We start from the raw sequence: 20,609 nt of genomic DNA on the forward strand, positions 1-20,609 counted from the left end.
AACAGAAGCCCTGAGCCTGTGCTCAGGGCTGAATAGAATGATAGATGGGGGGGAATTTGGGGGTTTCAACCCCCGGTAGCGAGTCGAATGCAGTTTGTGTGTCCCGCCACTTTCAAACGGGAAATGGTTCCGTCGGCATTTTCTTTGCCTTTGACCGGGCCAATCACCACGCGATTCCAGCCGTTATTGGTGGTAATGCGTGAATCAAACCCTTCAAAAGCCAGCTGTGCGCGCACCGTTTCCGCCTGCTCAGCACCTTTGAATGAACCACATTGCACCATCCAGCGGCGTTCGTCTTTTTTCTCAGCAGTCTGTTTCGGCGCATCGGTCTCTTTGGTTACCGGTGCGGCCTGCTGCATTTTCGGCTGCTGCGCAGTGGTATGCGCCGGCGTCTGCAGCAGATCCTGATACGGCTGAGCCGCCTGCTTCTGCGGCTGGGCCTTCGGCGGTTGCTGCACTGGCTGGGACTGCGCCGTTCGCGTTTGCTGCTGATACGGCTGTTCCGTCACCCGCGGCTGCGTTTTAGGCTGCTGCACTGGCTGGGTTTGCGCCCACTGCTGTTGTTGCTGCTGTTGGAGCTGCTGCTGCGCCTGACGACGCTGCAGCGTTTGCTGACGCTGTTCCGGCGTCTGCTCGTTCCACGGCACTTCATTCAGCTGCGTAGGCTGCTGGCGCATATCGGCCTGCATTTGTGCCAGCAACTGACGCTGTTCATCCGTCAACTGGCTGGCATTTTGCACTTCACCACCCGCTGAAGGTTCGGTCGGCGCACGTACGCCAGGCTGACGGCTTTCCAGCTCTTTGATATAGCGCCAGCGCTCTTCAGGCTTCGGCGGAAGGCCGTTTCCGGCAACCTTGCTGGCCTGAAGCGCCTCGGACTCTTCTTTTTTATGGTGCGTGATGAAGTACAGACCACCAATAAAGGCCACGACTACAGCCGCAGCAATAGCGACCATCGCTGGCGAGACAGCAGGCAGGTTACGTTGCTTTTTCCTTGAGCTACTCTTTTTGCGTCGCGAAGGTGCCGGCTGGCCGCGACGTACATAATCTCGTTGTGCCACTATCGTTTCGCTGTATTTATTCGTTCGTCAGCCCGCCATGTTACTTAAGCGGCGGGGCTTTGACCAGATAAGGGTGTCTGAAAGACATTTACTTTAAGTCAATGCCTGGGTAGAACCGCGCACAATCAATTCACAGTCCAGCAACCGCGAGCCGCTGTTAACTGTTTGACCATGCAGCTGATCCAGCAGAAGAAGCATCGCTTCACGCCCAATATCATAGCGCGGCTGCGCCACGGTCGAGAGTGGAGGATCGCAAAATTCTGACAGCGAAATATTATCGAATCCGATGATCGACAAATCTTTCGGTATGCGCAGGCCGCGGCGCTTCGCATACGATAATGCCCCCAGTGCCATCACATCGCTGTGACAGAACACCGCGGTCGGCGGCTCAGGCAGATCCAGCAGCTTCTCCAGCGCCTGTCCACCGGCTTCAAAGGTGAAATCCCCGCGAGCAATGTAGTGCGGGTCGACGGTGACACCGGTACGGCGCAGCGCCTGAACGTAGCCCTGCAGGCGGTAGTGGCACAATGGCATCTCTTCCGGCCCGGCAATGCAGCCAATACGCTTGTGCCCCAGCTCCTGAAGATAGTTGACGGCGTTGAACGCGGCGGTCAGGTTATCAATATGTACCGTCGGCAGCTTCAGCTCGGGTGCAAACTCGTTGGCCATCACCATCGGCGGTAAATTGCGCTGCTCTTCAATGCTGGCATCAAACGGCAGGCGAGACCCAAGCAGCAACATGCCGTCGATCTGCTTGGTGATAATGAGGTCGATAAAGGTTTTTTCCTGCTGGTTCTGGTGAGCACAGTCGCCAATCAGCACCAGATAACCTTGCTCTGCGGCCGTCACTTCGATACCGCGAATAATCTCGCTGAAGAAGGGATCGCAGATGTCCGGCACAATCACCAGGATGGTGCGCGACTCATTGCGTTTAACGTTTCGTCCCATCGCCTGCGGGAAATAGCCCACTTCCAGCGCAGCCTGCTCTACCCGGTTACGGGTCGCCTGGGAGACTTTATCCGGGTTCATTAATGCGCGGGACACGGTTGCCGTAGAGACTTGTGCTTTCTGGGCAACGTCTTTCATGGTCGCCGTGGCAACCTCTTTCCTGGACTTCAACGTCTTCTCCTCGCCTGAACACCGAACTTCTGACGCCACCATTTTTACAGATAGTTAATGGAATCGGTTACAGAATTTTCATAAAAAGTGTGAGGAGCGTTAAATTTTTCGATCCGTCTTCAGCCTTCGATAGGATCAACGTCCAGCACCCACTTCACTTTGCGCGCTTCCGGTAGGGTATTGATCAGCACCAGCGCGCCGCTGACGATATGTTGCAGGCGGATGCGCGAAGGGTGCTGGAGCAAAATCTGCCAGCGGAAACGTCCACCACGCTTTGGTGCCAGCGCCGGCACCGGCCCCAGTATCCACAGCGGGTTATCCACCAGCGGACTGGCCTGCAGGAGGTTTCTCAGCTGCTGCAGGAAAAGCGGTGCCTGCTGGTTGTTGTGATCTTCTGCGCGAATGATGACGTGGCTGGTCCACGGCGGAAGCTGCATCGTCTGGCGTTCTGCCAGCGCCTGCTCCGCAAACGCGTCATAGCCTTTATGCAGCAGGGTTTGCAGTAACGGATGTTCAGGATGGTGGGTCTGTAAAACCACCTCACCCTGTTTGCCTGCGCGACCGGCACGTCCGGCAACCTGGGTATAAAGCTGGGCAAAACGTTCTGCAGAGCGGAAATCGGCCGAAAACAGCGCGCCGTCTACGTCCAGCAGGGCGACCAGCGTTACGTCCGGGAAGTGGTGCCCTTTGGCCAGCATCTGCGTGCCAATCAGAATGCGTGCGCCACCGCGATGCACTTCCGCCAGCTGCTGTTCCAGCGCCCCTTTGCGGCTGGTGGTGTCACGGTCGATGCGGGAAAGAGGAACGTCAGGGAAGAAAGGCTTAAGGGCCTCTTCCAGTTGCTCCGTCCCCAGGCCGACCGGCACGATATGCGTTGAGCCACATGACGGACACTGGCGTGGTACCGGCCGCTGGCTGTCGCAGTGGTGGCAGCGCAAATGGCGCTGGGCCTGATGGAACGTGTAGTAGTGGTCGCAGCGCGGGCATTCGGCAATCCAGCCGCAGTCGTGACACAACAGCGCCGGGGCAAACCCGCGGCGGTTAAGGAATAAAATGACCTGATTACCGGCCTGCAAATGCTGGCGCATCCGGGTGATAAGCGCAGGCGCTAACCCCGCCTGCACCTGCTGGCCTTTTAGATCCAGCACATGCTGAATAGCAGGGCGCGCGTTCCCTGCGCGCCGCGTCAGGCGCAGCATGTGGTATTTACGCTGGCGAACGTTATGCAGCGTTTCGAGGGCGGGCGTCGCGGAGCCAAGAATAATCGGGATTTGCTCGCTGTGGGCGCGATAAACGGCCAGATCGCGGGCGTGATAGCGCCAGCCTTCCTGTTGCTTATAGGAGCTGTCATGCTCTTCATCGATGACGATAACGCCGAGGTTTTTAAACGGCGTAAACAGCGAGGAACGGGTGCCAATCACAATCGCCGCTTCGCCGTTTTTGGCTTTCAGCCAGGCGCTGAGGCGCTCGCTGTCGTTCAGGCCCGAATGTAACACTTCAACCGGCGCATTAAACCGCTCGCGAAAACGGGCGATGGTTTGTGGTGTAAGGCCGATTTCCGGAACCATCACCAGCGCCTGTTTACCCTGCGCAAGCACGTTTTCCAGTACGCTGAGATACACTTCTGTTTTGCCGGAGCCGGTGACCCCTGCCAGTAGCCAGGCGGAGAAATGATCGGAGGCGCTGTGAATGGCTCCTACGGCGGTGGCCTGCTCGGTGTTGAGTCGCAGACGATCCCCTGAAACGGAGAAACTGTCCCGCCAGTCATAAAGGGCAGGCGCCTCGCTTGCCAGTTCGCTCAGCCCTTTTTTGCGCAGGGCCTGTAGCGCCGTTTCGCTCACCTCAAGCTCGTCAACCTGATGTCGCCAGATTTTCCCCTGACGCAAGGCCGCCAGCGCCTGCTGCTGTTTCTGCGAGCGTTTCAGGCTATTGATATCGACCGCCTGACCCTCTTCAGTGGCAAACCAGTACCACAGGGGAGCGTGGCTGGCACTTTTACCCTGACGAAGCATAATAGGCAGGGCGTGGAACAGGACATCGCCGATGGGGTGATGGTAGTAATCTGCCGCCCACAGCAGGAGCCGCCAGATGCTGGTGGAGAAAACGGGCTCGCTGTCCAGTACCTCCGCGACGGCTTTCAGCTCATTGAGCGGCAATTCGCTCTTATCGCTTACCGACACCACAATCCCAATACGCTGCTGTTTGCCAAATGGCACGGTCACGCGACAGCCCGCTTTGGCGCTCATGCTGTCAGGCAGCAGATAGTCAAAGGTGCGGGGAAGCGGAACGGGCAGGGCAACGTGAGCGACGGGCATCGAATCTTCCTGACTTGAAAAGTGGCGCGTTAGTATACACATTAGTGAAAGCGGCGTGCGGATCAGTTTGCATACGTTGGTCAAATTCTGTATGATTCGCCGCCTTTGGTGTACTTTACGCCAAAGAACTTACATTCAACATCGCGTGGTGTCTGGCGTTAGGGCTGGAAGAGCGACGCGGCCTTAACTGAGGTTCTCCCATGAAAAAAGATATTCACCCGAAATACGAAATGATTACTGCAAACTGTTCTTGCGGTAACTCTATCCAGATCCGCTCTACCGTGGGTCACGATCTGAACCTGGACGTGTGCGGCAAATGCCACCCGTTCTACACTGGTAAGCAGCGTGATGTTGCAACCGGTGGCCGTGTTGACCGCTTCAACAAGCGTTTCAGCATCCCGGGCGCTAAGTAAGTTTCCCGAAAAAAAGGCACCGCAAGGTGCCTTTTTTGTATCCGCTTCTCAGTATTCCCACGTATCCGGGTCGATACCCAGTTCACGCATGATCACCTTCGCCTCTTCCGGAATTTCATCACTACGCTCTTTGCGCAGATCTTCATCGTTTGGCAACGGTTGACCGGTAAACGCATGCAGAAACGCTTCGCACAGCAGTTCGCTGTTGGTCGCGTGGCGCAGGTTGTTCACCTGACGACGCGTACGTTCATCGGTGAGGATCTTCAACACCTTCAGAGGAATGGAAACCGTAATTTTCTTTACTTGCTCACTCTTCTTACCGTGCTCAGCGTATGGGCTGATATATTCGCCGCTCCATTCAGCCATGAGATACCTTTAATCCTCTCAGTCATTAATCTAAAGGTGCAAAACCCGTCATCGCCAGTTTTGACCGTAATCCAGCGTAGTTTACCGTAGAGACGATACCGTGGCACGGATATTGCCGCTGCAGCGTGCACTAAAGCATATAATTTTAACGGCTATTTGCGCATTGCTCAATCTATACGCAAAGAAGTTTAGATGTCCAGATGTATTGACGTCCATACTTTCAGTGTTTACTCTGGTGCCTGACTTTTCACCTCTTTTAGCCAGGAAGCCTTCACCATGACGCGTAAACAGGCCACCATCGCAGTGCGTAGCGGATTAAATGATGACGAGCAGTACGGCTGTGTTGTCCCGCCAATTCATCTTTCCAGTACTTACAATTTTACCGGTTTTAATGAACCCCGTGCGCATGACTACTCCCGTCGCGGCAACCCGACGCGTGACGTAACCCAGCGCACGCTGGCGGAGCTGGAAGGCGGTGCAGGCGCCGTGTTAACCAACACCGGGATGTCTGCGATTCACCTGGTGACGACGGTATTTCTGAAGCCGGGCGACCTGCTGGTGGCACCGCACGACTGTTACGGTGGTAGCTATCGTCTGTTTGACAGCCTCGCAAAACGCGGGTGCTACCGCGTGCTGTTTGTCGATCAAAACGACGAACAGGCGCTGAAACAGGCGCTGGCAGAGAAACCGAAGCTGGTGCTGGTGGAAAGTCCAAGCAATCCATTGTTGCGTGTCGTCGATATTGCGAAAATTTGTCAGCGCGCAAGGGATGCGGGAGCGATAAGTGTAGTGGATAATACCTTCCTCAGTCCGGCCCTTCAGAACCCGCTTGCGCTGGGTGCCGATCTGGTATTGCATTCATGCACAAAATATCTGAACGGTCATTCTGATGTGGTAGCGGGCGTGGTGATTGCAAAAGATCCCGACGTTGTCACCGAACTGGCATGGTGGGCCAATAACATTGGCGTCACTGCGAGCGCTTTCGACAGCTACCTGTTGTTGCGCGGTATCCGCACGCTGTCGCCGCGCATGGAAGTGGCGCAGCGCAATGCTCAGGCGATTGTCGATTTCCTGAAGACCCAGCCGCTGGTGAAAAAGCTCTATCACCCGTCGCTGCCGGAAAACCAGGGGCACGAGATTGCCGCGCGTCAACAAAAGGGATTTGGCGCGATGTTAAGTTTTGAACTGGACGGTGACGAGCAAACGCTGCGTCGCTTCCTGAGCGGGCTGTCATTGTTTACGCTGGCGGAATCATTAGGTGGGGTTGAAAGCTTGATCTCCCACGCCGCGACCATGACGCACGCAGGTATGGCACCAGAAGCACGTGCCGCCGCCGGTATTTCTGAGACGCTGCTGCGTATCTCGACCGGTATTGAAGATTCTGAAGATTTAATTGCCGATCTGGAAAATGGCTTCCGGGTCGCAGCCAAGGGGTAATCATGAGTGTGATAGCGCAGGCAGGGGCGAAGGGTCGTCAACTGCACAAGTTTGGTGGTAGTAGTCTTGCTGATGTGAAGTGTTACCTGCGTGTCGCAGGGATCATGACAGAGTATTCGCAGCCGGGGGACATGATGGTTGTCTCCGCGGCTGGCAGCACCACCAACCAGTTGATTAGCTGGCTCAAACTGAGTCAGACCGATCGCCTTTCTGCGCATCAGGTGCAACAGTCCTTACGTCGTTACCAGAGTGAGCTGATTGCCGGCTTACTGCCAGCGGACGTCGCGGACGGGTTGATTAGCGCCTTTACGCATGACCTTGAGCGTCTGGCTGCCCTGCTGGACAGCGGTATTACCGACGCGGTGTATGCCGAGGTGGTCGGTCACGGTGAAGTGTGGTCTGCGCGCCTGATGGCGGCCGTGCTACAACACCTGGGCGTGGATGCGGCCTGGCTTGACGCGCGCGACTTCCTGCGCGCCGAACGCGCCGCTCAGCCGCAGGTGGATGAAGGCTTGTCATATCCGCTGCTGCAACAGCTGCTGGTTCAGCATCCGGGCAAACGTATTGTGGTGACCGGCTTTATCAGCCGCAGCAGTGCCGGTGAAACCGTGCTGCTGGGACGTAACGGCTCTGACTACTCAGCGACGCAAATTGGTGCGCTGGCAGGCGTTTCCCGCGTCACCATCTGGAGCGACGTGGCCGGTGTCTACAGTGCTGACCCGCGTAAAGTGAAAGATGCCTGCCTGTTGCCGCTGCTGCGTCTGGACGAGGCCAGCGAGCTGGCCCGCCTGGCGGCACCGGTTCTGCATGCGCGCACGCTACAGCCCGTTTCCGGGAGCGACATCGACCTGCAGCTGCGCTGTAGTTACACCCCGGATCAAGGCTCTACCCGTATCGAACGCGTCCTGGCGTCCGGTACGGGGGCGCGAATTGTGACCAGCCATGACGACATCTGCCTGATTGAGTTCCAGGTCCCGGCGGGCCAGGATTTCAAACTGGCACACAAAGACATCGACCTGATCCTCAAACGCGCCCAGGTGCGTCCGCTCGCCGTTGGCGTGCATAACGATCGCCAGCTGCTGCAGTTCTGCTACACCGCTGAAGTGGCGGACAGCGCCCTGAAAATTCTTGATGAAGCGGGCCTGCCGGGCGAGCTTCGCCTGCGTCAGGGTCTGGCGCTGGTGGCGATGGTGGGGGCGGGCGTTACCCGCAACCCGCTGCACTGCCACCGTTTCTGGCAGCAGCTGAAAGGCCAGCCGGTTGAATTCACCTGGCAGTCGGAAGAGGGCATCAGCCTGGTGGCCGTACTGCGTAAAGGACCCACCGAGAGTCTGATTCAGGGGCTGCATACCTCTCTGTTCCGTGCGGAGAAACGCATTGGACTGGTGCTGTTTGGCAAAGGAAACATCGGCTCACGCTGGCTGGAGCTGTTCGCTCGCGAGCAGGTGACCCTCTCAGCGCGTACCGGGTTTGAATTTATTCTCGCGGGCGTGGTGGACAGCCGCCGCAGCCTGTTGAACTACGAAGGGCTGGACGCCAGCCGGGCGCTGGCCTTCTTTAACGATGAAGCGGTTGAACAGGACGAAGAGTCGCTGTTCCTCTGGATGCGCGCGCACCCGTATGACGATCTGGTGGTACTGGACGTGACCGCCAGTGAACAGCTTGCCGATCAGTATCTTGATTTTGCCAGCCACGGTTTCCATGTTATTAGCGCCAATAAGCTGGCGGGGGCGAGCAGCACGGACAAGTACCGTCAAATCCACGACGCGTTTGAAAAGACAGGCCGTCACTGGCTGTATAACGCCACGGTGGGCGCTGGCTTGCCGGTTAACCATACCGTGCGTGATTTGATTGAAAGCGGCGACAGCATTCTGGCGCTGAGTGGCATCTTCTCCGGCACGCTCTCCTGGCTGTTCCTGCAGTTTGATGGCACCGTACCGTTCACTGACCTGGTGGATCAGGCATGGCAGCAGGGCTTAACGGAGCCTGACCCACGCGTTGACCTCTCCGGTAAAGACGTTATGCGTAAGCTGGTGATCCTGGCGCGTGAAGCCGGTTATGACATCGAACCTGATGCCGTCCGCGTTGAGTCGCTGGTGCCTGCTGGCTGTGAGGACGACTCTGTCGACCATTTCTTCGAGAACGGCGAAGAGCTGAACGAGCAGATGGTGCAACGTCTGGAAGCGGCAAACGAGATGGGGCTGGTGCTGCGCTACGTGGCGCGTTTCGAAGCGAACGGAAAAGCACGTGTGGGTGTCGAGGCGGTTCGTCCTGAACATCCGCTGGCGGCACTGCTGCCGTGCGATAATGTTTTCGCCATTGAAAGCCGCTGGTACCGTGATAACCCACTGGTGATCCGTGGCCCGGGTGCGGGGCGCGATGTGACCGCCGGGGCTATCCAGTCCGACATTAACCGTCTGGCTAAACTGCTGTAATCTTTCTTGTTCCCTCTCCCGGTGGGAGAGGGACAGGGTGAGGGCATCAGACCGCACTCACCCGCCATCATGAACTCCCTTCATCTTCCCTGAGCATTCCTCACCATTCCTGGCGATTATTTCTGTTGACGTCCCTCCGCTTTTCCGTCATTTTTACATCTGGACGTCTAAACGTATAGAAGTTCGAAACACAACACACAATGACACGCGATTGATGAGGTAAGGTATGAGCTTTTTTCACGCCAACCAGCGGGAAGCCCTGAATCAGAGCCTGGCCGAAGTAAATGGTCAGATTAACGTCTCTTTTGAATTTTTCCCGCCGCGCACCAGTGAAATGGAGCAAACCCTCTGGAGCTCTATCGATCGCCTGAGCAGCCTGAAACCGAAGTTTGTCTCCGTCACCTACGGTGCCAACTCCGGTGAGCGTGACCGTACGCACAGCATCATTAAAGGCATTAAGGACCGTACGGGTCTGGAAGCGGCTCCGCACCTGACCTGTATCGACGCGACGCGCGATGAGTTGCGTGCCATTGCCCAGGACTACTGGAACAACGGTATTCGCCATATCGTCGCCCTGCGCGGTGACCTGCCGCCGGGGAGCGGTAAACCGGACATGTACGCTACCGATCTGGTCGCGCTGCTGAAAGAGGTCGCAGACTTCGACATTTCCGTTGCCGCTTACCCTGAAGTTCACCCGGAAGCGAAAAGCGCCCAGGCGGATCTGCTTAACCTGAAGCGTAAAGTTGACGCCGGTGCGAACCGCGCCATTACCCAGTTCTTCTTTGATGTGGAAAGCTACCTGCGCTTTCGTGACCGCTGTGTGTCCGCGGGCATCGACGTCGAAATTATCCCGGGAATTTTGCCGGTCTCTAACTTCAAACAGGCGAAGAAATTTGCCGATATGACCAATGTGCGCATTCCGCACTGGATGTCTAAAATGTACGAAGGGCTGGACGATGACCCGGAAACACGCAAGCTGGTGGGCGCAAACATCGCGATGGACATGGTGAAGATCTTGAGTCGTGAAGGGGTGAAGGATTTCCACTTCTATACGCTCAACCGCGCGGAAATGAGTTACGCCATTTGCCATACGCTGGGTGTTCGGCCTGGCGCATAACAAATAGAAGCCCTCTTCGGAGGGTTTTTTGATTTATAAGGGTTTTATTTACCCGCCATATCAGCAATGCTGCCTTTGACGTACAGAACGCACATACTTTCAATGGGAAATTAAACGGAATTAACTATCGAATCTGTGGGTTATCTCAACTATACCTTATCAACAAGGGCGTATATCGTAACCGTAACACTGTAAAAGGGAGCATAGCGATGAGCACGTCAGACGACAGCAATAATGCGGCATCAATCGGCAAGTGCCCGTTCCATCAGGGCAGCGTCGATCACAGCGCGGGGGCAGGCACAGGCAGCCGCGACTGGTGGCCAAAACAACTCCGCGTCGATCTTCTTAATCAACATTCCAACCGTTCTAACCCTCTGGGTGAAGACTTTGACTACCGCAAAGAATTCAGCAAACTCGATTACTCAGCGCTCAAGGGCGATCTCAAAGCACTTCTGACCGACTCTCAGCCGTGGTGGCCAGCCGACTGGGGCAGCTATGCGGGCCTGTTTATCCGTATGGCCTGGCACGGCGCAGGTACCTATCGCTCCGTTGACGGTCGCGGTGGCGCAGGGCGCGGTCAACAGCGCTTTGCCCCCCTGAACTCCTGGCCAGATAACGTAAGTCTGGATAAAGCGCGCCGTCTCCTGTGGCCTATCAAGCAAAAATACGGTCAAAAAATTTCCTGGGCTGACCTCTTCATCCTTGCCGGTAACGTGGCGCTGGAGAACTCTGGCTTCCGTACCTTTGGTTTTGGGGCCGGGCGTGAAGATGTCTGGGAGCCGGATATGGACGTGAACTGGGGTGATGAAAAAGCCTGGCTCACCCACCGTGACCCGGAAGCACTGGCGAAGCGCCCACTGGCAGCCACCGAAATGGGGCTGATTTACGTTAACCCGGAAGGGCCAAACGCCAGCGGTGAACCGCTGTCAGCGGCCGCGGCGATCCGTGCCACCTTTGGCAACATGGGGATGAACGACGAAGAGACCGTTGCGTTGATTGCAGGCGGTCATACCCTCGGTAAAACCCACGGTGCAGGTGAGGCGACCCATGTCGGCGCCGACCCGGAAGCCGCGCCAATTGAAGCGCAGGGTCTGGGCTGGACCAGTACGCACGGTACCGGCGTTGGCGCAGATGCGATCACCTCCGGGCTGGAAGTCATCTGGTCACAAACGCCGACCCAGTGGAGTAACTACTTCTTCGAGAACCTGTTCAAATACGAGTGGGTGCAGACCCGCAGCCCGGCGGGTGCGATTCAGTTCGAAGCCGTGGATGCACCAGACATTATGCCTGATCCGTTCGACCCGTCGAAAAAGCGCAAACCGACGATGCTGGTCACCGATCTGACGCTGCGTTTTGACCCCGAGTTCGAGAAAATCTCCCGCCGCTTCCTGAACGATCCGCAGGCCTTTAACGAAGCCTTTGCGCGCGCGTGGTTCAAGCTGACCCACCGTGATATGGGGCCAAAAGCGCGTTACATTGGTCCGGAAGTGCCGAAAGAAGATCTCATCTGGCAGGATCCACTGCCGCAGGCGGTGTTCAACCCGACCAAAGAGGACATAGAGAGTCTGAAAGCGGAAATCATTGCCTCGGGTCTGTCCGTGAGCGACATGGTTTCCGTTGCCTGGGCGTCTGCATCGACCTTCCGCGGTGGCGATAAGCGTGGCGGCGCCAACGGTGCGCGTCTGGCACTGGCACCTCAGCGCGACTGGGAAGTTAACGCCGCAGCGGTTCGCGCGTTACCCGCTCTGGAAGCTATTCAGCGTACCACGAATAAAGCGTCACTGGCCGATATCATCGTGCTGGCAGGTGTGGTGGGTGTTGAACAGGCGGCGAAAGAGGCCGGCGTTTACGTCAATGTACCGTTCACGCCGGGCCGCGTTGATGCGCGCCAGGATCAGACGGATATCGAGATGTTTAACCTGCTCGAACCGATTGCCGATGGCTTCCGTAACTACCGTGCACAGGTTGATGCCTCCACTACCGAGTCTCTGTTGATTGATAAGGCCCAGCAGCTGACGCTCACTGCACCAGAACTGACTGTGCTGATTGGCGGTCTGCGCGTACTGGGGGCGAACTTCGATGGCAGTCAGAACGGCGTGTTCACCCATCGTGAAGGCGTGCTGAGTAACGATTTCTTCGTGAACCTGCTGGACATGAATACCCAGTGGAAAGCGACCAATGAATCAAACGAGCTGTTTGCCGGCAGCGATCGCGCCAGCGGTGAAGTGAAATACACCGCCACGCGTGCCGATCTGGTATTCGGTTCGAACGCCGTGCTGCGCGCGCTGGCCGAGGTTTACGCCAGCAGCGACGCCCATGAGAAATTCGTCCGCGACTTTGTTGCCGCTTGGGCGAAGGTGATGGATTTGGATCGGTTTGATCTGCAGTAAATACAATCCCCGCTTCGGCGGGGATTTTTTTATTATCCGGCCATACCGGTTACGCCCACTCCCGCAGGAACCGTTGCCCGTACTGATCGGCCACCAGCAGCGCCGCGTAAACCTGATCAGGTGACACCCCGCCTGGCATGTTGTGAATGGTTTCCCCCTCTGCGCAGGCAGCCTCGGCAATCAGCCGCATTTTAAGCGGAATATCCTCTTTAATATTCAGTTGTGCCAGCGTGATGGGCAAACCTACGCTGTGACACAGCGCCGCGACGGTTTCAATTTCCTCTACCGGGGCATTTTCCAGCACCAGTTGCGTCAGCGTCCCAAACGCCACTTTTTCACCGTGATAGAACGAATGTGCCTCCGGCACGGCGGTCATTCCGTTGTGAATGGCGTGTGCGGCCGCCAGTCCACCGCTTTCAAATCCAACGCCGCTCAGATAGGTATTGGCTTCAATGATGCGCTCCAGCGCCGGTGTGACCACGTGCTGCCCGGCCGCGAGCATCGCTTTCTCACCCTCTTCAATTAACGTGTTGTAGCACAGCTCGGCGAGGGCTAGCGCAGCCTGGGTACATTTTCCGCCCGCCATCGTGATTGCGCCGCTACGGGAACAGGCGCGCGCTTCAAACCAGGTGGCAAGGGCATCGCCTATCCCGGCGGCCAGCAGACGCGGCGGAGCGCCAGCCACCACCCGGGTGTCGACAATCACCATGTTCGGGTTATGCGGCAGCATCAGGTAGCGATCGAATTCACCGCTGTCGGTATAAATGACGGAAAGGGCGCTGCACGGGGCGTCGGTGGAGGCGATAGTCGGGGCGATGGCAACGGGTACGTCCATAAAATGCGCCAGCGCTTTGGCGGTATCCAGCGTTTTCCCGCCGCCGATACCGAGCACCGCCATACAGTCGGCGCCGTCGGCCCGTTTTTTCAGGCGATCGATTTCGTTTTGCGAACATTCGCCCCCGAAGGGCACGATTTCAGCATGAATTTCCGCTTTTTTGAAACTCTCAAGCAAGGTCTCTTGTGCAAAACCCAGCACAAACTTATCACCCACAACCAGCCAGCGTGTTGCCAGTGGTTTCAGATAGTCGCCGAGACGGGTGAGAACATCAGCGCCCTGGATATATTTCCCCGGCGATTGAATGATACGGTCCATAACAGATCTCCCTTAGAGGTTGAGGTTACCAAACGCGTTTTTCCAGTCGTGCTCAAACTTCTCTATGGCTGACTCTACCGCCGGGGTGCCGAGCATTTGTTGCGCTACATCTAAAGGAAGCGTGATTGCTTCACATCCGGCGAGCAGGCAGTCCAGCGCCTGACGTGGTGTTTTGAAGCTGGCGGCCAGTACGCTGCTTTCTGGGGCGTGCCGTTCGAGCAGGGATTGCAGCTCCTGTACCATACGAATGCCGTCCCCGCCCTGAGCGTCGACGCGGTTAACATACGGTGCGACATATTTCGCTCCCGCCAGCGCGGCTAGTAAACCCTGAGCGGCGCTGTAAACGGCCGTGCCCAACGTGGTTATGCCCTCTTTTTTCAGCATTTTTATCGCTATAAGGCCCTGCGCGGTCACCGGGATTTTCACCACGATGTCAGGAATGGCGTTACTCAGGCGTTTGGCTTCTGCCACCATCCCTTCGGCTTCACGGCTCATGGTCTGGGCAAACAGCGTACCCTGTGGCCCGATGGCGTTTTGCAGACGCGGCAGTACGTTCCAGAGGGTTTCGCCGCTGGCGGCTACAATGCTCGGGTTGGTGGTGACGCCGGCAATCGGAAAAATGCGCGCCAGGCGCTCAACCTCTGCCACGTTGGCGGTATCCAGATACAGTTCCATTATTTTTCCTTAAGTCAGAAGGGTTAACTTAAGGATAAGGTGGGGCTGCTGGCCGGGGATACAGGTCAATTTTGCCAAATACTGGACAAATGTAATGTGCTTAGTGAAGTGAGAGGGCGATCACAATGCTAGTTTTTGGCAGTCAGCTGGCTGTGATACTGGCGGCGGTACTCGGAAGGGGAGCGTTCGGTATGTTTACGAAAGAGGCGGCAGAAGTAGTTGCTGTCTGTAAAGCCGCAGCGGGCGGCAATGTCTTTGATTTTTAGATCATAACCCTTGAGCAACTGGCGCGCGTGTTCCAGACGCGTTTGGGTCAGGTATTCATTGAACCCCACGTTCCCGGTCTTCTGAAACAGATGTGAAAGGTAGTTGGGTGAAATATAAAACGCCCGCGCCACGGAATCGCGGGTCAGCGGTGAGGCGTGATGTTCATCGAGATAGCGCCGGATGGCTTCAAACAAAGCACGACTGCGGCTGTCAGTATGAATGTCGCTGCCAAGAAGATCGCGACAGTGGCTGAGCATACTCAGTACCACCAGTCTGGCCGTTTCCTGTTCATCAGGCTGCATCTGCAGCTCGGCCAGCGTTTGCAGGAGAAACGCTCCGGTTCGGGGGCCGCGCCGGGCAACCTGCTGGTGCTGTATAAGCACGTTATCCCGATAAAGACGAAGCGACAGCTGCTGTTTACCGAAGCTGATGCTGAGCGCGTGACCGGTATGAAGTAACCCCTCCGCAGAGGAAGAAAACCACGCTTCGCAGGCATTATCGAGGTTAATGACCAGGCAAGGCGTTGTGCGGGAGTGTGGGTCGGGCGGGGCGACAAACCGTACGTCACGTAGCGCGACGGTGCCATTAATGAGGTCGGTCAGAAGGGTGCTGATGTCGTGGTGCATGGCGTGAATACCGGATATCGCCCGGCAGCGTTAGCGCTGCCGGGCCTGTATGAAGCCAATGGATTAGCCTGTGTTACGCATACCTGCCGCAACGCCTGCAATCGTCACCATCAACGCCTGTTCGACGCGTGGATCCGGCTCTTTACCTTCTTCTTCCGCCAGACGTGAACGGTGCAGCAGCTCCGCCTGCAGGACGTTCAGGGGGTCGGTGTAGATGTTACGCAGCTGGATGGACTCGGCAATCCACGGCAGATCCGCCATCAGGTGCGAGTCGTTAGCAATGTCCAGCACCACTTTGATGTCGTCTTCCAGCAGTTCGCGCAGCTCTTTACCCAGCGTCCACAGCTCAGGCTTCACCAGACGCTGATCGTAGTATTCCGCCAGCCACAGGTCTGCTTTCGAGAAGACCATCTCCAGCATACCCAGACGGGTGGAGAAGAATGGCCAGTCGCGGCACATGGTTTCCAGTTCGTTCTGTTTGCCATCTTCCACCACTTTCTGCAGCGCCGCGCCTGCGCCCAGCCAGGCGGGCAGCATCAGACGGTTCTGGGTCCAGGCGAAGATCCACGGGATGGCACGCAGAGACTCTACACCACCGGTCGGGCGGCGTTTAGCCGGGCGTGAACCCAGCGGCAGTTTACCCAGCTCCTGCTCAGGGGTAGCTGAACGGAAGTAAGGCACAAAATCTTTGTTTTCACGCACATAGCCGCGGTACAGATCGCAGGAGATATCTGACAGCTCGTCCATGATATGGCACCAGGACTCTTTCGGCTCTGGTGGTGGCAGCAGGTTCGCTTCCAGAATTGCACTGGTATAGAGCGACAGGCTGCTGATGGTCACTTCCGGCAGGCCGTACTTGAAGCGGATCATCTCGCCCTGTTCGGTCACGCGCAGGCCGCCTTTCAGGCTTCCCGGCGGTTGTGACAGCAGTGCCGCATGCGCTGGCGCGCCACCACGGCCAATCGAGCCGCCGCGTCCGTGGAACAGCGTCAGTTCGATGCCCGCTTTTTCACAGGTTTTGATCAACGCATCCTGTGCCTGATACTGCGCCCAGGATGCCGCCATGACGCCCGCGTCTTTTGCGGAGTCGGAATAGCCAATCATCACCATCTGTTTGCCCTGAATAAAGCCGCGGTACCAGTCGATATTCAGCAGCTGCGTCATGACGTCGTTGGCGTTGTTCAGGTCATCAAGGGTTTCAAACAGCGGTGCAACCGGAAGGGCATAGTCGATACCGGCTTCTTTGAGCAGAAGGTGAACGCCCAGCACGTCAGACGGCGTTTTCGCCATGGAGATCACATAGGCAGCCACCGATCCTTTCGGCGCATCAACGATCGCTTTACAGGTGTTGAGCACCTCGCGGGTTTCGTTGCTTGGCTCCCAGTTACGTGGCAGCAGGGGACGCTTGGAGTTCAGTTCGCGGATCAGGAAGGCTTGTTTGTCCGCTTCGGACCAGCTTTCATAGTCGCCGATGCCGAGATAGCGGGTCAGTTCGCCCAGCGCTTCGGTATGACGGGTGCTTTCCTGACGGACGTCAATACGCACCAGCGGCACGCCGAAACACTTCACGCGACGCAGGGTGTCGAGCAGTTCGCCATTCGCGATGATGCCCATTCCGCAGGCCTGCAGTGATTTATAGCAGGCATACAGCGGCTCCCAGAGCTGCTCGTTCTGGCTCAGCAGGCCTTCCGGCTTCGGCAGGCGCTGGCCTTTCAGACGCGCTTCCAGCCAGGCCTGCGTCGCCATCAGTTGGCCACGCAGTTTTTTCATCAGGAAACGATACGGCTCGCTGGCACCTTCTTCGCCGGCCAGCGCGCGCAGTTCAGGCGTGGCCTCTACCATCGACAGCTCGGAGATCAATACCTGAATATCTTTCAGGAACAGGTCGGTTGCTTTCCAGCGGCTCAACAGGAGCACGTGGCGGGTAATTTCCGCGGTGACGTTCGGGTTGCCGTCACGGTCGCCGCCCATCCAGGAGGTGAAGCGTACCGGCACAAAATCGACCGGCAGGCGGTAATCCAGATTCGCTTCCAGCTGCTCGTTCAGCTCACGCAGGTAGTTCGGCACCCCTTCCCACAGGCTATTTTCCACCACCGCAAAGCCCCATTTGGCTTCGTCGACCGGGCTTGGACGATGCTTACGAATTTCATCGGTGTGCCAGGACTGGGCAATCAGCTGGCGCAGACGGCGCATCAGCTGGTTGCGCTCGTAGTCAGCAATGTCTTTGTTATCCAGCTGTTTGAGGCAGTTGTTCACTTCCACCATTTTGTGGATCAGGGTGCGGCGAGTGATTTCGGTTGGGTGAGCGGTCAGAACCAGCTCCAGCGAAAGGGACTCCACCGCTTTTTTGATGATGTCTTCGTTGAGGTCTGGCTGGTCTTTCAGTTTACGAAGCGTACGGGCAATGACTTCCGGGTTGCTGGCAGCTTCGCCATTCGGCGAAATGCTGTGGTATTGCTCAGCGGTGTTTGCCAGGTTCAGAAACTGGCTGAAGGCGCGGGCAACGGGCAGCAGCTCATCGTTAGAAAGGTTCTGCAAGGTGGTGAGCAGCTCCTGACGACTGGCCTCGTTACCTGCACGGGAAGATTTTGACAGCTTGCGGATGGTTTCAACGCGGTCGAGGATGTTTTCCCCCAACGCATCTTTGATGGTATCTCCAAGCACTTTGCCGAGCATACTGACATTACTACGCAACGCGGAATATTGTTCGTTCATAAAAACCCAGTCACCCCATCATTTTTGTTTATGCCCAATCGAAAATCTTTTGGACAATATTTTGTCATCTCCCTTTATAAAGCCACGTAAAACCCCCGTCGTCAATTGCTGCGAAAACGGTTCAGCAAACGAATAAATGTGGGTAATTTACGAAATTTAATTCGCTTTGCGTCAGATAAGAGATGCTTATGGGAATGTGACGAAGATCGCGGGATTTGTTGCCCTTACCCTGACCCTCTCCCACCGGGAGAGGGAACCCTCAGGGGCATTTTAATGCCAGCAGAAGTGATGCACGACCTGGGTAATCAGTTCACGGGTCGGTTTGATAAAGCGCGTTTCCAGATATTCATCCGGCTGGTGAGCCTGGTTGATGGAACCCGGGCCAAGCACCAGCGTAGGACACAGGGTCTGAATAAACGGTGCTTCGGTGCAATAGTTCACCACGTCGGTTTTCTCGCCGAGCAGCTTTTCCACGACTTCAACCAGTTGATGATCCGGCGGACATTCGTAGCCAGGGATCGGCGGATGAAGCTCGGAGACCGTCAGGCGGCCCGGCCAGCGCTCGCTGACCGGCGCCAGCGCTTCGGTCAACAGGCCGTCGAGATCGCTCAGCGTCATGCCCGGCAGCGGACGGATATCCATATGCAGTTCGCAGCAGGCGCAGATACGGTTGGATGCATCGCCACCGTGCAGGCTGCCGAGGTTCAGCGTCGGGTAAGGCACGGTGAATGCGTCGTAGTGATAACGCTCTTTCAGCGAGTCGCGCAACTGCATGATGCGGCCGATGGCGTCGTGCATCAGTTCGATGGCGTTGACGCCGCGCGCCGGATCGCTGGAGTGGCCTGACTGGCCCAGCACGCGCACCGCCGTGGAGATATGGCCTTTGTGGGCGCGGATTGGCTGCAGTGACGTTGGTTCACCAATAATGGCGCAATCCGGGCGAATTGAGGTGTTTTCAGAGAAGTAGCGCGCGCCGGCCATGCTGGTCTCTTCATCGGCAGTGGCCAGAATGTAGAGCGGTTTCTTCAGCGTTGTCACGTCCACGTCACGCAGCGCATCGAGGATAAAAGCAAAAAAGCCTTTCATGTCGGCGGTGCCCAGACCGTAAAGCTTGTTGTCATGCTCGGTCAGGGTGAACGGATCGCGCGTCCAGCGGCCATCGTCAAAGGGAACGGTATCGGTATGACCGGCCAGCAGCAGGCCGCCGGCACCCTGTCCGGTACTGGCGAGCAGGTTAAATTTATGGCGTGTTCCGGGAACGGGCTGAACCTCAACGTTAAACCCAATATCGCTAAACCAACCTGCCAGCAGATTGATTAAAGACTCATTGCTCTGATCCAGCGCTTCTTCGGTCGCACTGATGGAGGGTGTGGCAATCAGGGCGCGGTAAATCTCGATAAATGGCGGTAAGTTCATTTTCATTGTTGACACACCTTAGGTCGTGATAGTATCAATATTCATGCAATAAATGTGAATAAAAATACATTAACGTTGAGCATAAAGGAACCCGATGTTGAATACGCTGATTGTAGGCGCTAGCGGTTATGCGGGCGCAGAGCTTGTAAGCTACGTGAATCGCCATCCTCATATGACCATAACCGCTTTGACCGTGTCAGCGCAAAGCAATGATGCAGGAAAGTTAATTTCCGATTTGCATCCGCAACTTAAAGGCATTGTTGATCTGCCGCTGCAGCCAATGTCTGACATCCGCGCGTTCACCGACGGCGTTGACGTGGTGTTTTTAGCTACCGCGCACGAAGTCAGCCACGACCTGGTTCCGCACTGTCTGGTGGCCGGCTGTGTGGTGTTCGACCTCTCCGGCGCCTTCCGTGTGAATGACGGCGCGTTCTACGAAAAATATTACGGTTTCACCCATCAACACCCTGAGCTGCTGGAAAAAGCGGTATACGGCCTGGCGGAGTGGAGCACAGATAAACTGAAGGAAGCGGATCTGGTTGCCGTGCCGGGCTGTTATCCGACGGCGGCACAGCTTTCTCTGAAGCCGCTGATCGACGCAGACCTGCTGGATCTGAACCAGTGGCCGGTGATCAACGCCACCAGTGGTGTCAGCGGCGCGGGGCGTAAAGCCGCTATTGCCAACAGCTTCTGCGAAGTGAGCCTTCAGCCGTATGGCGTGTTCAATCACCGCCATCACCCTGAAATCACGACGCATCTGGGTGCGGATGTCATCTTCACGCCGCATCTGGGCAGCTTCCCGCGTGGGATCCTCGAAACCATCACCTGCCGCCTGAAACCCGGCGTGACCCACGAACAGGTGAGCGAAGCCTTTACGCAGGCCTATGCGGACAAACCGCTGGTGCGCCTGTACGACAAAGGCGTGCCGGCGCTGAAAAACGTGGTTGGCCTGCCATTCTGCGACATTGGCTTTGCCGTGCAGGGTGAGCACCTGATTGTGGTGGCTGCGGAAGATAACTTACTTAAAGGCGCTGCCGCGCAGGCAATGCAGTGTGCAAATATTCGTTTCGGTTTCCCGGAAACCCAGGCTCTTATTTAAGGTGT

At 56.8% G+C, this 20,609-nt stretch carries 15 protein-coding genes; 6 read left to right on the forward strand and 9 right to left on the reverse strand.

Going from position 1 to position 20,609, the window contains the following annotated elements:
- Positions 1–65 precede the first annotated feature (65 nt).
- The 3 genes from ftsN to priA all read right to left on the reverse strand — a co-directional run bounded on the left by ftsN (position 66) and on the right by priA (position 4,495).
- Positions 66–1,061: a cell division protein FtsN gene (ftsN, locus tag AM410_RS07420; protein ID WP_108647680.1), complete on the reverse strand. Its 996-nt coding sequence runs from the start codon at positions 1,059–1,061 to the stop codon at positions 66–68.
- Positions 1,062–1,154: 93 nt separating this feature from the next.
- A complete protein-coding gene (cytR, locus tag AM410_RS07425) occupies positions 1,155–2,180 on the reverse strand; it encodes a DNA-binding transcriptional regulator CytR (RefSeq protein WP_108647681.1) in 1,026 nt (341 codons plus the stop codon).
- A 119-nt stretch (positions 2,181–2,299) separates the two neighbouring features.
- Positions 2,300–4,495 (reverse strand): primosomal protein N', encoded by a 2,196-nt coding sequence (gene priA / locus AM410_RS07430; protein ID WP_106503576.1) that lies wholly within the window; start codon positions 4,493–4,495, stop codon positions 2,300–2,302.
- Positions 4,496–4,695: 200 nt separating this feature from the next.
- On the opposite strand from priA, the gene rpmE reads away from it, so the two are divergent.
- A complete protein-coding gene (gene rpmE, locus AM410_RS07435; RefSeq protein WP_003862040.1) occupies positions 4,696–4,908 on the forward strand; it encodes a 50S ribosomal protein L31 in 213 nt (70 codons plus the stop codon).
- Between the two features lie 48 nt (positions 4,909–4,956).
- On the opposite strand, the gene metJ is transcribed toward rpmE, so the two are convergent.
- The gene (gene metJ / locus AM410_RS07440; RefSeq protein WP_007369220.1) at positions 4,957–5,274 is read right to left on the reverse strand and encodes a met regulon transcriptional regulator MetJ; all 318 of its coding nucleotides are present in this window, start codon (positions 5,272–5,274) and stop codon (positions 4,957–4,959) included.
- A gap of 276 nt (positions 5,275–5,550) precedes the next feature.
- Between metJ and metB the strand changes: the two genes are divergently transcribed.
- The 4 genes from metB (at position 5,551) to katG (ending at position 12,653) form a co-directional block, all read left to right on the forward strand.
- Positions 5,551–6,711 (forward strand): cystathionine gamma-synthase, encoded by a 1,161-nt coding sequence (metB, locus tag AM410_RS07450; protein ID WP_014172189.1) that lies wholly within the window; start codon positions 5,551–5,553, stop codon positions 6,709–6,711.
- Positions 6,712–6,713: 2 nt separating this feature from the next.
- Positions 6,714–9,146: a bifunctional aspartate kinase/homoserine dehydrogenase II gene (locus AM410_RS07455; RefSeq protein ID WP_020883947.1), complete on the forward strand. Its 2,433-nt coding sequence runs from the start codon at positions 6,714–6,716 to the stop codon at positions 9,144–9,146.
- Positions 9,147–9,372: 226 nt separating this feature from the next.
- A complete protein-coding gene (gene metF / locus AM410_RS07460; protein WP_014172187.1) occupies positions 9,373–10,263 on the forward strand; it encodes a methylenetetrahydrofolate reductase in 891 nt (296 codons plus the stop codon).
- 209 nt (positions 10,264–10,472) lie between these two features.
- Positions 10,473–12,653 carry a catalase/peroxidase HPI gene (gene katG / locus AM410_RS07465; RefSeq protein WP_108647683.1) on the forward strand — a complete coding sequence of 727 codons (2,181 nt, stop codon included), beginning with the start codon at positions 10,473–10,475 and terminating at the stop codon, positions 12,651–12,653.
- Positions 12,654–12,702: 49 nt separating this feature from the next.
- Here the strand turns inward: katG and gldA are convergent, their stop codons facing one another.
- From gldA to argE, 5 genes are all read right to left on the reverse strand, one after another.
- Positions 12,703–13,806 (reverse strand): bifunctional L-1,2-propanediol dehydrogenase/glycerol dehydrogenase, encoded by a 1,104-nt coding sequence (gene gldA, locus AM410_RS07470; RefSeq protein WP_032680077.1) that lies wholly within the window; start codon positions 13,804–13,806, stop codon positions 12,703–12,705.
- A gap of 12 nt (positions 13,807–13,818) precedes the next feature.
- Positions 13,819–14,481 (reverse strand): fructose-6-phosphate aldolase, encoded by a 663-nt coding sequence (gene fsa, locus AM410_RS07475; RefSeq protein ID WP_032679238.1) that lies wholly within the window; start codon positions 14,479–14,481, stop codon positions 13,819–13,821.
- A 128-nt stretch (positions 14,482–14,609) separates the two neighbouring features.
- Positions 14,610–15,374: a helix-turn-helix transcriptional regulator gene (locus tag AM410_RS07480; protein ID WP_040018280.1), complete on the reverse strand. Its 765-nt coding sequence runs from the start codon at positions 15,372–15,374 to the stop codon at positions 14,610–14,612.
- Between the two features lie 63 nt (positions 15,375–15,437).
- Positions 15,438–18,089, reverse strand: a complete 2,652-nt coding sequence (gene ppc / locus AM410_RS07485; RefSeq protein WP_014172182.1) for a phosphoenolpyruvate carboxylase — start codon at positions 18,087–18,089, stop codon at positions 15,438–15,440.
- 270 nt (positions 18,090–18,359) lie between these two features.
- Positions 18,360–19,511 carry an acetylornithine deacetylase gene (gene argE / locus AM410_RS07490; RefSeq protein WP_020883942.1) on the reverse strand — a complete coding sequence of 384 codons (1,152 nt, stop codon included), beginning with the start codon at positions 19,509–19,511 and terminating at the stop codon, positions 18,360–18,362.
- Positions 19,512–19,599: 88 nt separating this feature from the next.
- On the opposite strand from argE, the gene argC reads away from it, so the two are divergent.
- Positions 19,600–20,604 (forward strand): N-acetyl-gamma-glutamyl-phosphate reductase, encoded by a 1,005-nt coding sequence (gene argC, locus AM410_RS07495; RefSeq protein ID WP_047366313.1) that lies wholly within the window; start codon positions 19,600–19,602, stop codon positions 20,602–20,604.
- The last annotated feature ends 5 nt before the right edge of the window (positions 20,605–20,609 follow it).

This window comes from Enterobacter cloacae complex sp. FDA-CDC-AR_0164, assembly GCF_003071645.1.
GTDB classification, from domain to species: domain Bacteria; phylum Pseudomonadota; class Gammaproteobacteria; order Enterobacterales; family Enterobacteriaceae; genus Enterobacter; species Enterobacter ludwigii.